Source organism: Duganella rhizosphaerae, from assembly GCF_040364205.1.
Lineage (GTDB): Bacteria > Pseudomonadota > Gammaproteobacteria > Burkholderiales > Burkholderiaceae_D > Rugamonas > Rugamonas rhizosphaerae.
Genome location: NZ_BPWK01000013.1, coordinates 47,801 through 61,225 on the forward strand (window position 1 = coordinate 47,801; position 13,425 = coordinate 61,225).

Annotated in this window: 11 protein-coding genes; 10 read left to right on the plus strand and 1 reads right to left on the minus strand. The window is 67.5% G+C overall.

Translation table 11 applies throughout. The annotated features are described in order from the left end of the window. Window positions 1–26 precede the first annotated feature (26 nt). From RUGAMON1_RS23875 to RUGAMON1_RS23905, 7 genes are all read left to right on the plus strand, one after another. Window positions 27–452, plus strand: coding sequence for a type IV pilin protein (locus tag RUGAMON1_RS23875; RefSeq protein ID WP_445232861.1), 426 nt, complete (start codon window positions 27–29; stop codon window positions 450–452). Further along, the gene (locus tag RUGAMON1_RS23880) at window positions 440–1,081 is read left to right on the plus strand and encodes a prepilin-type N-terminal cleavage/methylation domain-containing protein (protein WP_445232862.1); all 642 of its coding nucleotides are present in this window, start codon (window positions 440–442) and stop codon (window positions 1,079–1,081) included. The genes RUGAMON1_RS23875 and RUGAMON1_RS23880 overlap by 13 nt, the downstream gene beginning before the upstream one ends. Beyond that, a complete protein-coding gene (locus tag RUGAMON1_RS23885) occupies window positions 1,078–1,527 on the plus strand; it encodes a type IV pilus modification PilV family protein (RefSeq protein WP_445232863.1) in 450 nt (149 codons plus the stop codon). Before RUGAMON1_RS23880 ends, RUGAMON1_RS23885 begins: the two co-directional genes overlap by 4 nt. Window position 1,528: 1 nt before the next feature. Further along, window positions 1,529–2,719: a PilW family protein gene (locus tag RUGAMON1_RS23890; protein WP_445232864.1), complete on the plus strand. Its 1,191-nt coding sequence runs from the start codon at window positions 1,529–1,531 to the stop codon at window positions 2,717–2,719. Next, entirely contained in the window at window positions 2,719–3,297 is a 579-nt protein-coding gene (locus RUGAMON1_RS23895) for a pilus assembly PilX family protein (RefSeq protein ID WP_445232865.1), read from the plus strand. The genes RUGAMON1_RS23890 and RUGAMON1_RS23895 overlap by 1 nt, the downstream gene beginning before the upstream one ends. 28 nt (window positions 3,298–3,325) lie before the next feature. Beyond that, window positions 3,326–7,984: a pilus assembly protein gene (locus tag RUGAMON1_RS23900; protein WP_445232866.1), complete on the plus strand. Its 4,659-nt coding sequence runs from the start codon at window positions 3,326–3,328 to the stop codon at window positions 7,982–7,984. 113 nt (window positions 7,985–8,097) lie between these two features. After that, the gene (locus RUGAMON1_RS23905; RefSeq protein ID WP_445232867.1) at window positions 8,098–9,765 is read left to right on the plus strand and encodes a peptide chain release factor 3; all 1,668 of its coding nucleotides are present in this window, start codon (window positions 8,098–8,100) and stop codon (window positions 9,763–9,765) included. Window positions 9,766–9,784: 19 nt separating this feature from the next. On the opposite strand, the gene xth is transcribed toward RUGAMON1_RS23905, so the two are convergent. Next, window positions 9,785–10,558, minus strand: a complete 774-nt coding sequence (xth, locus tag RUGAMON1_RS23910) for an exodeoxyribonuclease III (RefSeq protein ID WP_445232868.1) — start codon at window positions 10,556–10,558, stop codon at window positions 9,785–9,787. A gap of 152 nt (window positions 10,559–10,710) precedes the next feature. On the opposite strand from xth, the gene RUGAMON1_RS23915 reads away from it, so the two are divergent. Genes RUGAMON1_RS23915 through RUGAMON1_RS23925 form a run of 3 tightly spaced genes read left to right on the plus strand, consistent with a single transcriptional unit; the run spans window position 10,711 to window position 13,411 of the window. Beyond that, complete coding sequence (locus RUGAMON1_RS23915; protein WP_445232869.1) at window positions 10,711–11,109, plus strand: GntR family transcriptional regulator; 399 nt, start codon at window positions 10,711–10,713, stop codon at window positions 11,107–11,109. After that, window positions 11,106–11,981: an ABC transporter ATP-binding protein gene (locus RUGAMON1_RS23920; protein WP_445232870.1), complete on the plus strand. Its 876-nt coding sequence runs from the start codon at window positions 11,106–11,108 to the stop codon at window positions 11,979–11,981. The genes RUGAMON1_RS23915 and RUGAMON1_RS23920 overlap by 4 nt, the downstream gene beginning before the upstream one ends. Beyond that, entirely contained in the window at window positions 11,978–13,411 is a 1,434-nt protein-coding gene (locus RUGAMON1_RS23925) for a hypothetical protein (protein ID WP_445232871.1), read from the plus strand. Before RUGAMON1_RS23920 ends, RUGAMON1_RS23925 begins: the two co-directional genes overlap by 4 nt. Window positions 13,412–13,425: the final 14 nt, after the last annotated feature.

A 13,425-nucleotide genomic window follows, 5' to 3' on the forward strand; every position in this document is an offset into this window, starting at 1 on the left:
ATCAGAAAACCAACCGGGAGCGGGCCATGCAGCGTGTCCAAAAAGGCTTTACCTTGATCGAGATTATGGTCACGGTGGCCATCGTCGGCATCTTGATGGCGGTGGCGATCCCGGCCTACAGCGATTACGTGATCCGCGGCCGCCTCAGCGAGGCGTTCACCGCGCTGGGCGGGGCGCAGCCGGCGGCCGAGCAGTTCTGGTCGAACAACCGCACCTATGCCGGCTTCGACGCCGCCAGCACCTTCCCGCGCAACACCGGCTACTTCACCTACGCGCTGGGCGGGGCCGGCGCCTCCAGCTACACGCTGACGGCCACCGGCATCGGCAAGATGAACGGCTTCATCTACACCATCGACCAGAGCGGCACCCACGCCACCACCGGCAGCCCGACCGGCTGGGGCGTCAGCGCTTCGTGCTGGGTGGACCACAAGGGTGGCGCATGTTCCAATTAACGCCGCCGGCCCGGCGCCGCCAGCGTGGCCTCACGCTGCTGGAGCTGCTGCTGACGCTGTCCATCTTCGGTTTCATGCTGGCGATCGGCATCCCGAACGCCAGCAAATGGCTGCTGAGCAACCGCGCCCGCAGCGCCAGCGAATTCTATGCCGACGGCTTCAGCCTGGCGCGCCGCCAGGCCGTGATGCACAACAGCTTCAGCCGGATCTCGCTGACCCCCAACGTCAACAGCGGGCAGATGGACTGGCAGGTCGACATCTGCTTCGTCTCGCCGGCCACCCAGTGCGGCGCGGCCGAAGCGGGCTGGTCGAGCGTCGCCGCGCCGGCCGCCAACGATCCCGAAGGCGCGGCCGGCTACAAATCCGTGTACCGGGCGGCCGATGCGCTGCCGAAATCGGAAGTCCTGCTGCCGAGCACCCTGCCGGAAGGCAGTTCGCAGGTCTACTACACGCCGATCGGCTGGGTCGACACCCGCTTCGCCCAGCGCCTGACCAGCTTGCGCCTCGACCCGGCCGCCCAATATGCCGGCGAGGTGCCGGTGGTGGCGCTGGTGATCACGCTGGCCGGCATGGCCAGCAAGTGCGATCCGCGCCTCCCCGTCACCGACAGCAGGGCTTGTCCTCCATGAAACCCGCCATCCACACCACCCACGCCGGCATCCGCCGCCGGCCCGCGCGCCGCCAGGGCGGCGTCGCGCTGCTGGAAGCGCTGCTGGCCATCGTCATTCTCGGCATCGGCCTGCTCGGCACCATCGGCTTGCAGGCGCGCGCGTATTCGGCGCTGTCGGACGCCAGCCTGCGGGCCGAGGCCACGCTGGCCGGGGAAAAACTGCTGGGCACGATGAACGCCGACAGCAACAACCTGCTGAACTACGGCGCCGTCGAGGGCGGGGCGGCCACCGCCGCCACCCAGCCGTGGGTGGACGAGACCAAGGCGGCGATCCCCGGCGCCATCGTCGGCGTGGTGGTGGTGCCGCAGCAGCTGCGCATCCGGGTCGACATTTCCATCAAGTGGAAGCGCAAGGCCGGCGACGCCCAAAACCAGCATCTGGTCACCTCCTATATTGCGCTCTGATATGAAACCCCATACCTCACGCCGCCGCGGCGGCTTCTCGTTGGTGGAACTGATGGTCAGCGTGGTGATCGGCCTGCTGGCGCTGCTGTTCGCCACCCGCCTGATCGTCAGCGGCGAACAGAACAAGGACGCCGCCGTCGGCGGCTCGGACAGCATGCAGAACGGCATGCTGGCGCTGTTCTCGCTCAGCAGCGACGCCACCGAGGCCGGCTGGGGCCTGAACGACCCGATGCTGGCCGGCTGCGACACCGTGTTCTCCGACGCCAGCGGCTACGCGCTGCCGACCGCGCAGCGCGGCGGCGCCAACTTTACGCCGCTGGCGGCGGCGGTGATCCAGTCCAACGGCGCCGACCCGGACGTGATTTCCTTCAACAGCGGCACCTCGCAGGCCGGCGCCGGCTCGGTCAAGCTGACCGCCGACTACACCGTCGGCAACCTGATCGGCATCGACAGCAGGAATCCCTACGCCTTCAACAACGGCGACGTGCTGGTGGTGGCGCCGATGACGCCGGGCAGCGGCCGCTGCACCCTGTTCCAGGTGTCGGGCTTTACCGTTCCGCCCGCCGCCAGCGCCATCCTGGTCGGCACCGGTGGCCCCTACCGTTTCAATCCGCTGGCCGGCCTGGCCACGCCCTACAAGCAGAACCTGGCCTACATCTACAACCTCGGTGCGCCGACGCAGCTGCATTTCCACACCTGGAGCGTGGCCAACGGTGTGCTGCTGCTGCGCGCCACCGAGCTGGCCGGCGCCGAGGCGGCCGGCGTCGCGGTGACCGACAACGTGGTCAGCATCAAGGCCCAGTACGGCTTTGACGCGCGTCTGCCCGGCCCCAAGCCCTACGACCCCAACCCCGGCGCCGACGGCATGCAGATCACCACCTGGAGCAGCACCATGATCGACGCCGACCACGACACCGTCATCGGCAGCCCCGGCGATTTCCAGCGGGTGGCCGCGGTGCGGATCGCCGTGGTGGCGCGCAGCAAGAACACCGAGAAGCCGAACTCGGCCGGGCTGTGCAGCGCCACCACCGTGCGGCCCACCGTGTTTGCCGGCGCCGCCCCGGCCGGTGTGGCGGCGGCGCCGGTGCAGGTCAACGTGGCGGTGGCCGGCGACACGGTGGCGTGGCAGTGCTATCGCTACCGCGTGTTCGAGACCATCGTGCCGATCCGTAACGCCCAATGGAGGCCGTGATGCGCCTGCCCAACCGACAACGCGGCATCGCGCTGCCCATCATGCTGATCATGCTGACGGTGATGCTGGTCAGCAGCATCTACCTGCTCAAGTCCAGCACCTCGACCACGCTGACCACCTCCAACCTGGCCTACGACGCGTCGCTCAGCAAGGCGGCCGACCTGGGCGTGCACACGGCGTTCGCCTACCTGCGCTCGATGACCAACGCTTCGCTGCTGGAGGTCAACCAGCCGGCCAGCGGCTATGTCGCCACCCTGACGCCGACCTGGACCGCCAGCACCCCGGCCTTCTGGCAGGGCTCGGTCACCCTGGCGGCCGACCCTTCCGGCAACCAGGTCGAGTATGTGATCCACCGGCTGTGCGACTTTGCCGGCGCCTTCAACGCGCCCGGCAACCACTGCCTGCTGACCTCGGCGCGGCCGAATTCCAAGACCCCTCAGCCCTACGGCAAGAGCGGCCGCGCCGACAGCCCGAACTATCAGGACCAGCCGCAGCTGCATTACGTGGTGACGGCGCGCATCGTCGGCGCCCGCGGCGGCAATGTGATCACGCAAGCGGTCGTCATGAAAGGGCCGTGAGGCCGTCGTCTTTTTGAATGGAACCATCATGAACAAGCTTACTTCCACGCTGGCCGGGCTGGCCCTTGCCACGGCGCTGTGCGCAACGGCGCTGGCCGGGACCACCCAGATCGCCCAGGTGCCGCTGCTCAACATCACCGGCACCGGCACCGTCAAGCCCAATCTGATGCTGCTGTTCGATAACTCCGGCTCGATGGACCAGACCTACACGCCGGACTACGTCAACGACAACCTGTGCCGCAGCGCCGCCACGCTGCAGGCCGGCATCACCGCCTGCGCGGTCGGCCACCCGCCGTTCATGAGTCCCGATTTCAACAAGCAGTACTACAATCCGGCGATCCGCTACCTGGTGCCGATCAAGTCCGACGGCAGCTACTACCCGGAGCAGAACGCCGCCAACACCACCAACTGGACCTCGGTCAGCGGCGACGGCTTCGGCGCCCACAAGGCCGACATGGCCGGCAACACGGTGACGGCCAACATCAACCTGGTGACCGGCTTCCCGGACCTGAAGTGGTGCTCGGGCAGCACCTGCCAGTTCAACACCGCCAGCTACACCTACCCGGACGCCACCTACCAGACCGCCACCGCGATCACCACCGGCCCGTACTACTACACCATCGGCGTCGGCCAGTACTGCACCGACGACACCATGAAGACCTGCGTCTCGACCGCGGTCGGCGCCACCGCGCCGTCCGGCTATCCGGTGCCGGTCAAGGTGCGCTGGTGCAGCGACAAGCTGCTGACCCAGTGCCAGGGCAAGCGCGTGGGCGCCTTCATCTACCCCGGCTATTCCAAGCCGGCCGGCGCCACCGCGTCCTACGGCACCATCGCCATCGGCGCCTCGGCCACGGCCAGCTCGCTGGGCATCAGCAGCGTGGTGGTCAACGCCACCACCACCGTCACCAACGCCACCGTCACCGCCGCCACCGGCACCAACAGCCTGATCAAGCAGCAGACGCTGGCCAGCGCGCTGGCCGCCAACATCATGGCCACCACGGCCGCCAAGGCCGCCAATTCCACCAGCTTGTATTTCGCCTGCGTCAAGACCCCGACCGGCCAGCCCACCGTGTCGGCCTGCAGCGTGTTCGGCATCACGCTCAGCGCCGACAACCTGGTGGCGGTGCTGCCGGTCAGCTGCTCCGGCAGCATCAGCCTCGCCACCTGCGTCACCTTCACCGACAACAGCCGCGCCGGCTGGGGCATCGCGGTGACCGCGCCGACCGTGGTGGTGACGGCCGCCGCGCCGGCCAGGGCGGTGGTCAGCTTCACCGGCTCCAGCACCTCGTCGTCGCAGACCGCCATCCTGAAAAACCTCAGCTATGCCGGCACCACGCTGGTCGGCGGCGCCTCCAACAGCAGCCCGACCTACCTGAGCCTGGGCAAGGGCCAGACGCCGACCCAGATCGCCGCCGCGCTGGTCGCCAAGATCGGCACCGCCAACCCGATCAAGGCCTACCTGGGCAACAACAGCAACTGCCCGACCGGCTACACGGTCACCAGCGTCTGCCTGGTGAACTCGGCGGCGACCGACAACAGCGCCACCATCAGCACCTTCACCATGGACAACCAGGGCACGGTCAGCTGGACCACCACCGGCTCCAGCGGCTACGCGGCCGCCGTCAACGACGCCATCCCGGCCAGCACCACGGCGCTGACGGCCGGGTCCGGCGCGCCCAATCCCTTCGTGCGGGTCAACCTCGTCAGCGGCCAGACCTATCCGAAAGGCGCCGACCGCACCGACTGCGCCGGCGCCACCTGCACCTATGCCGAAGAGATGAACAACTTCGCCAACTGGTATGTGTACTACAAGAGCCGGCTGCAAATGATGAAGACCTCGATCGGCATCGCGTTCGCCGCCATCACCGCCAACTACAAGGTCGGCTACGTCAAGCTGTCGAACGCCGGCTCCGGCGCCGCCATCGACCTCAAGCCGGCCGATTTCACCGGCAGCGCCCGCGCCAGCTGGTACACCACGCTGTACAACACCACCACCTCGGGCTCGACGCCGATCCGCACCGCGATGGACAACGTCGGCCGCATGTTCGGCAACCTGACGCCGTACAACTACGCGGCCGGGCAGGAAGTGGTGCAGTACCCGTGCCAGCAGAATTTCATGATACTGACCACCGACGGCTACTGGAACGGCAGCTCCACCGCCAACGTGGTCAACAACGACAACGTCGAGAGCGCCGCGCGCTTCTGCACCCAGGCGCGCGGCTGCGTCGACGCGCGGGCGCAGACGCAGCCGTCGATCTCGGACGTGGCGCTGCACTGGTACAACGGCGGCTCCAGCACCACCACGGTGTCGCTGCGGCCGGCGCTGGAGCCGGACATGAGCAAGCCCGGCTCGGTGCCGGCGGCCGGCGGCGAGAACACCCACCTGCACATGAACACCTACACGCTGGGCCTGGGCGTGGACGGCGTGATGACCTATGAGCCGAACTACGACAGCGCGCCCAAGACCGGCGGCGACTTCTACAACCTGATCACGGCGGCCACCAGCGGCTGTCCGTGGAACGGCGGCGGCGCCTATGTCTGGCCCGATCCGGACGTGACCAACACCGCCAGCACCGTGCAGGAGCGGGTCGACGACCTGTGGCACGCCGCCATCAACGGCCACGGCAAATATTTCAGCGCCCAGGACCCGAAAGACGTGGTGGGCGGCCTGAGCGAGGCGCTGTCGAACATGCAGGTGCACATCGGCGCGGCCGCCGCGGCCGCCACGTCGACGCCCAACATCACGCTGACCGACAACGACATCTTCTCCGACACCTTCACCACCGTGAAGTGGTACGGCGAGCTGTCGGACAAGAAGATCGACAGCACCGACGGCAGCGTCGGCACCGCCAGCACCTGGACCACCAGCGACACGCTGGGCAAAAAGGTCGGCAACAGCAGCGACACCCGCACCATCTACATGTACAACACCAGCGGCGCGCTCGCCAGCGTGCCGGATCTCTTCCTGTTCAGCAACATGAAGGGGCCGGCCGCCGGCTGGTTCGCCAACAAGTGCGCGTCGCTGTCGCAATGCGTGCTGTTGTCGGCCTCGGACAAAGCCCTGGTCAACGACGGCAGCAACCTGGTCAACTACCTGCGCGGCCAGCAGCAGTACGCCGACGACAGCCTGTTCCGCGCCTACACGCTGACGCTCAACACCCCGGCCGGCGCGGCCGGGCCCATCCCCATCGTGCTGGGCGACATCGCTTCGTCCAAGCCGGCCTTCGTGCGCGACCCGCGCAACGATTACTCGGACCCGTCCTATGCCACCTTCAAGGATAAGTACGGCAACCCGACCAGTCCCGACTACCGCAGCGGCGCGGTGTTCACCGCCGCCAACGACGGCATGCTGCACGCCTTCGCCTCGGCCACCGGCAACGAGCTGTGGGCCTACGTGCCGCGCATCACGATGAAGAAGCTGTACGCGCTGGCCGGCACCACCTACGGCACCAACCACCAGTTCACCACCGACGGCTCGCCGGAAGTGGCCGACGTCAAGGCCGCGGACGGCTGGCACACCGTGCTGGTGGCCGGCCTGAACGGCGGCGGCCGCGGCTACTATGCGCTCGACATCACCGACACCAGCCATCCCAGGCAGCTGTGGGAATTCTGCGCCGACGCCGCCGTCTGCCCGCTCAGCGACGGCGACCTCGGCCTGACCTTCGGCAATCCGCAGTTCGGCACGCTGGCCGACGGCCGCTGGGCGGTGTTCCTGACCTCCGGCTACAACAACGTGCCCGGCACCGACGGCGTCGGCACCGGCACCGGCAAGGGCTTCCTGTACGTGCTGGACGCCTACACCGGCGCGCTGATCGCCAAGATCGGCAACAACTCGGGCGACACCACCACGCCGTCCGGCCTGGCCAAGATTTCCGCCATCAGCGACGATCCGGGCGCCGATCCGCGCGTCCAGTACATCTACGGCGGCGACAACCAGGGCCAGATGTGGCGCTTCGACCTGAGCGCGGCCTCGGGCGCGATCACGGTCACCATGCTGGGCGACGCCGGCGTCAACAAGCCGATCACCACCCGCCCGGACGTGACCATGTGCGCGGTGCAGGTGACCACCAGCGTCGGCGGCGTGCCCATCACCACCACCAGCGGCAGGCGGGTGGTGTTGTTCGGCACCGGCCGCCTGCTGGACGTGCCCGACACCTCCGACACCTCGGTGCAGAGCCTGTACCTGCTGAAGGACAGCGCCACGCCGATCGCCGACATCCGCGGCTCGACCATGGTGAAGCAGACGCTGAGCCTGCTCGGCTCCAGCAGCAACACCAACACCTACCAGGTCACCAGCAACCCGGTCGACCTGACGCAGAAGGACGGCTGGTATTTCGACTGGACGGTCAACGCCGGCGAGCGCATGAACCTCGATCCGCAGATCGTCAGCGGGGTGGCCAACGTGGTGACCAATATGCCGTCCTCGTCGTCGGCCTGCTCGGTGGGCGGCTCGAGCAATCTGTACCAGGTCAACGTCTGCAACGGCCAGGCGATCGGCGGCCACCCGGTCGGGGCGACGCTGTCGAACACCTCGGCGGCGGTCGGTTTCATCATCATCCGCCTGCCGAACGGCCAGCTGAAGATGATCACCACGCTGGCCGACGGCACCAACAAGACCTCGCCGCTGTCCGAGCAGATCTCGGCCGACGCCCACCGCACGGGCTGGCGCCGGGTGAAAGGGGAGTAAAAGCGGAGCAAAAGCGGGGCCGGCCCGGGGCAACCCGGGCAAACAGTTCACACGGCGGGGCCAAGTATCGGTAAAATCGAGGGTTTTGCAGCCCCGCCTCAGATCGCGAACAAATGGTCAACGATATCGAAAACGCAACACCCGAGAATAACGACGACGCCGGCGCCACGGCCAACGCCAGGACCCCGGCCCTGATCGCACGTGAAGTCCAGCGCCGCCGCACCTTCGGCATCATTTCCCACCCGGATGCCGGCAAGACCACGCTGACGGAAAAACTGCTGCTGTTCTCGGGCGCGATCCAGATGGCCGGCACGGTCAAGGCGCGCAAGAGCGGCCGCCACGCCACCTCCGACTGGATGGAGATCGAGAAGCAGCGCGGCATTTCCGTCGCTTCGTCGGTGATGCAGTTCGAGTTCCGCGACCACGTGGTCAACCTGCTCGACACCCCCGGCCACCAGGACTTTTCGGAAGACACCTACCGCGTGCTGACGGCGGTCGACTCGGCGCTGATGGTGATCGACGCCGCCAAGGGCGTGGAAGCGCAGACCATCAAGCTGCTCGACGTCTGCCGCATGCGCAACACGCCGATCGTCACCTTCATGAACAAGATGGACCGCGAGACCCGCGATCCGCTGGAGCTGCTCGACGAGCTCGAATCGGTGCTGAAGATCCAGTGCGCGCCGGTGACCTGGCCTATCGGCATGGGCAAGAACTTCCGCGGCGTGTACCACCTGCTCAACGACACCATCATGCTGTTCAAGGCCGGCGAGGAAAAGGCCGACGGCGCCTTCGAGATCATCAAGGGCATCGACAATCCGCGCCTGACGGAGATGTTCCCGCTGGAGATGGACCAGCTGAAGATGGAAGTGGAGCTGGTGCACGGCGCCTCGCATCCGTTCGACCTGGAGCAGTTCCTGGCCGGCGTGCAGACGCCGGTGTTCTTCGGCTCGGCGATCAACAACTTCGGCGTGCGCGAGATCCTGTCGGCGCTGGTCGACTGGGCCCCGGCCCCGCGCGAGCGCGACGCCACCGTGCGTTCGGTCGATCCGAAGGAGGAGCCGTTCACCGGCTTCGTGTTCAAGATCCAGGCCAATATGGACCCGGCCCACCGCGACCGCATCGCCTTCCTGCGCGTGTGCTCCGGCCGTTTCGAGCGCGGCATGAAGGTCAAGCACCTGCGCCTGGGGCGCGAGATCAAGGTGTCGTCGGTGGTGACGTTCATGGCGTCCTCGCGCGAGCAGGTGGAGGAGGCGTATGCCGGCGACATCATCGGCCTGCCGAACCACGGCAATATGCAGATCGGCGACTCCTTCTCCGAGGGCGAGCTGCTGACCTTCACCGGCATTCCGTACTTCGCGCCGGACTTCTTCCGCTCGGTGCGCATCCGTAATCCGCTGAAGATCAAGCAGCTGCACAAGGGCTTGCAGCAGCTGGGCGAGGAGGGCGCGGTGCAGGTCTTCAAGCCGGTGCAGGGCGGCGAGCTGGTACTGGGCGCGGTCGGCGTGCTGCAGTTCGAAGTGGTCGCCAGCCGCTTGATGAACGAATACGGCGTCGACGCCGTGTTCGAAGGCACCAGCATCAGCAGCGCGCGCTGGGTTTCCAGCGACGACAAGAAGGCGCTGTCGGACTTCGAGGACGCACTGGGCCACAACGTCGCCTACGACGCCGCCGGCAACCTGGCCTACCTGGCCACCTCCGGCGTCAACCTGCGCCTGACGCAGGAACGCTGGCCCAAGCTGCAATTCCACGCCACCCGCGAACACTCGGCCAAGCTGGTGTAAGCACCCGACCGGGCCGGCGTTACAGGGCCAGTTCGATCCACACCGGCGCGTGGTCGCTGGGCTTGTCGCGGCCGCGCGCGTCGCGGTCGACGTCGGCCGCGATCAGCGCCGGCGCCAGCGAAGGGCTCAGCAGCAAGTGGTCGATGCGCAGGCCGGCGTTGCGCCCGTAGGCGTTGCGGAAGTAATCCCAAAAGGTATAAATCGTTTCGCCCGGATGCTTGCTGCGCAGCGCGTCGCACCAGCCCTGCGCCAGCAGGCGCTGGAAGGCGGTGCGCACCTCGGGCCGGAACAGCGCGTCGTCCACCCAGCGTTCCGGCTTGTAGACGTCGAGTTCGGTCGGTATCACGTTGAAGTCGCCCGCCAGCACCACGTCGGCGCCGCTGTCGATCAGGCCGGCCGCGTGGCCGATCAGCCGCTCCAACCATCTGAGCTTGTAGTCGAACTTGGGGCCGGGCGCCGGGTTGCCGTTGGGTAGATACAGGCCGGCCACCAGCACGCCGTCCACCACCGCCTCGATGTAGCGGCTTTGCTGGTCGTCCGGTTCGCCCGGCAGGCCGCGTCCCACTTCGATCGGCAACTGGCCGCGCGCCAGGATGGCGACCCCGTTCCAGCTTTTCTGGCCGTGCCAGATGGCCTGGTAGCCGGCCGCGTTGAGCGCCGCTTCGGGAAATTTTTCCTGCGGCGCCTTCAGCTCCTGCAGGCAGACCACGTCCGGCCGCGTTTGCTCCAGCCACTGGAGCAGGGCCGGCAGGCGGCTGTTGATGCCGTTGACATTGAAGGTGGCGATGCGCATGCGTCCAGTATGCCGGCCCCGCTGCGGCCGACTGTACGGCCCCGCACATACCGGCCCGGCGCCGCGCCATTTCCCTCCGAATCGTTATTTTGTTTGACAAGGCCGGTTTTTCGGACTAATGTATTAGTCAACTAATACACTGATACAAAACGATGACCTCCCACACAGCCTCCCTCTACTCGATTGCGACCGGTTCGTCCGAACCGATCTATCGCCAGCTGATCGAGCAGACCCGCCGCCTGCTGGCCGCCCGCGTGCTGGCCCCGGGCGACGTGCTGCCCTCGGTGCGCGAAGTGGCGCTGGCGCTGGCCGTCAATCCGATGACCGTGTCCAAGGCCTACAACATGATGGAGACCGAAGGCCTGCTGTCGCGCAGCCGCGGCATCGGCATGCTGGTGGCCGAGCGCAGGGCGCACGCGCACAGCGCCCACGAACGCGAGGCCCTGCTGCGGCCCACGCTGGAACGGGCCGCCGAGGAGGCGCGCCAGCTGGAACTCGATCCCGACGCCGTACTTGCACTGTTCAATAAAATCCTCAAGGAAGAACCATGAAACCATCGATCGTCAATGTCGCCAACCTGCACAAATCGTTCGGCGGCCAGCAGGTGTTGCAGGGCGTGAGCTGGGACATCGCGCCCGGCAAGGTGATCGGCCTGCTGGGCCGCAACGGCGCCGGCAAATCGACGCTGCTCGAATGCCTGCTCGGCCTGCGCGAAGCCGATGCCGGCGCCAGCACGCTGTTCGGCCAGCCCGCCACGCAGCTGGGCGACGAGGCGCGCGCCTGGATCGGCTATGTGCCGCAGAAGTCGGAGCTGTTCGAGTGGCTGACGCCGTTGCAGATGCTGGACTACTTCAAGGCCCTGTACCCGCACTGGAACGCGGCCAAGGTGGCCGGCCTGCTGGAGCGCTGGGGCTTCGCCGGCGAGGCGCGCCACAAGCAGATCGGCCGTTTGTCGGGCGGCGAGAAGCAGCGCCTGTCCATCATCCGCGCGCTGGCGCACGATCCCCGGCTGCTGGTGCTGGACGAACCGGTGGCCAGCCTCGATCCGGTCGGACGCCGCGATTTCCTGCACGAGCTGGTGGACGGCGTGATCGAACGCGATACGACGGTGATCTTCTCCACCCACATCCTGTCGGACCTGGAGCGGGTGGCGCTGGACGTGGCCTTCCTGCAGGGCGGCAAGATCACCCTGCAGGCGCCGCTGGACGAGCTGCTGGAAAGCGCGCACCGCATCACCGGCACGGCGGCGGCGCTGGCGCGCCTGCACTTCCGCGACGAGATCCGCCGCCAGCAGGACCGCAGCGGCGGCGTCAGCATCCTGGCGCGCCTGAACGGGCAGGAGGCCGCCGAGCTGCGGGCCGGCCCGGACCTGCGGGTGGAAACCCTGAGCCTGGAAGACCTGTTCGTCGAGGTGACCAAATGAACGGCGCCTATACGCAACTGCTGTTGCAGGTGGTGCGCGACCGCTGCGCCAACCGCATGATGGTGCGCATCAGCGCCTTGCTGGCGCTGGGCGCTCTGGTGGTGGCGGTGATGGTGTGGAGCCTGCGCTCGCATATGGAGCTGGCGTGGCAGGCGCCGCTCGGCATGTCGGCGATGCTGATCGTGATGTGGTGTGGGGCTTACCTGAAAAGCGCCGTGCAGCAAAATCACCCGGCCAACGCCTGCCTGGTGCCGCAGCTGCGGCGGCGCCTGATCGTGCTGACCGTGGCGCTGTTCACGGCATGCGGGTTGGCGGTGGCGGTGATGGCGGCGGCGGTGTTCGGGCATTTCGGTTATGCGCTGGTCGGCGCCGGGGCGTTTTTCTGCTACATGCTGTACGCGCAGCGCTACACGGTGCTGGCGTTCCTGCCCACGCTGATCATCTTCGGCTCGTTGTCGCTGAAGGCCTGGCTGGCGGCGCTATGGCAAAGCCTGGCCGCGATGGGCGAGCCGGCGCTGGCGGGCGTCGGGCTGATCGCCGTCGCCGCGCTGGGCGCCGCCGGCATCCAGCTGGTCTTTCCACGCGGCGGCGACCGTCATTGGGCCTGGTATGCGCGCAACGCAGCGCTGATACGCCGCGTCCAGGGGGGACTGCTGAAGCCCGAGGACGTCGGCGCCCGCAACCGCCTCAGCATGTTGCTGCGCTTCGGTTACAGCGCCACGCTGCGTCGCGACAGCCAGCCCGGCGCCACGCCGGCGCGCATGCTGATGCACACCATGGGCCCGACCGCCTATGAGGGCGGCTACCTGGCCTATCTGCTGCTGGTGACGGCGGTGGCCGCCGGCGTGGTGCTGTATGCCGGCGGCGATACGTCCGCAGTGCGGGAGATGATGCGCACCTTCGTCATGCAGATTTGCCTGCTGGTGGCGGTGGTGTTGTATGCGGCCGATCTGCTCAAGAGCGCAAGCCGGCACGGCGCGGAGCAGACGCTGTTCTTCCTGGCGCCGCGCGCGCCCGTCGCGGCACAGGTCAATCGGATGCTGGGCGCCGCCTTGCTGGCGCGTTTCCTGCGCGTGTGGCTGCTGGCGGCCGCCGTCGCCTTCCTGGTCGACATGCTGCTGATCGGCGCGCCGAGGATTTACGGCTCCACCTTTTTGCTGGCGGCGCTGCTGCTGCCGTTTTCTTGCGTATTGCTGCGTGATTACGCGGTCACGCCGGCATCGCATCGCCAGATGACGACGTTGACCTGGACGTTTGTATCGATGCTGGCCTACCTGGTCGCGCTGGCGGCCGAGAACAATCTGCCGGAGCTGTCCTTGTTCTGGGTCGGCGGCGCCGTCATGCTGGTGACTTTGCTGGTGTTGCGTTGGCGCTGGCTGCGCCTGATGGCGCTGCCGGCGGTGCTGCCCGCAGGGCGCTTGCTGACCTGAATGTCCTGAATGTC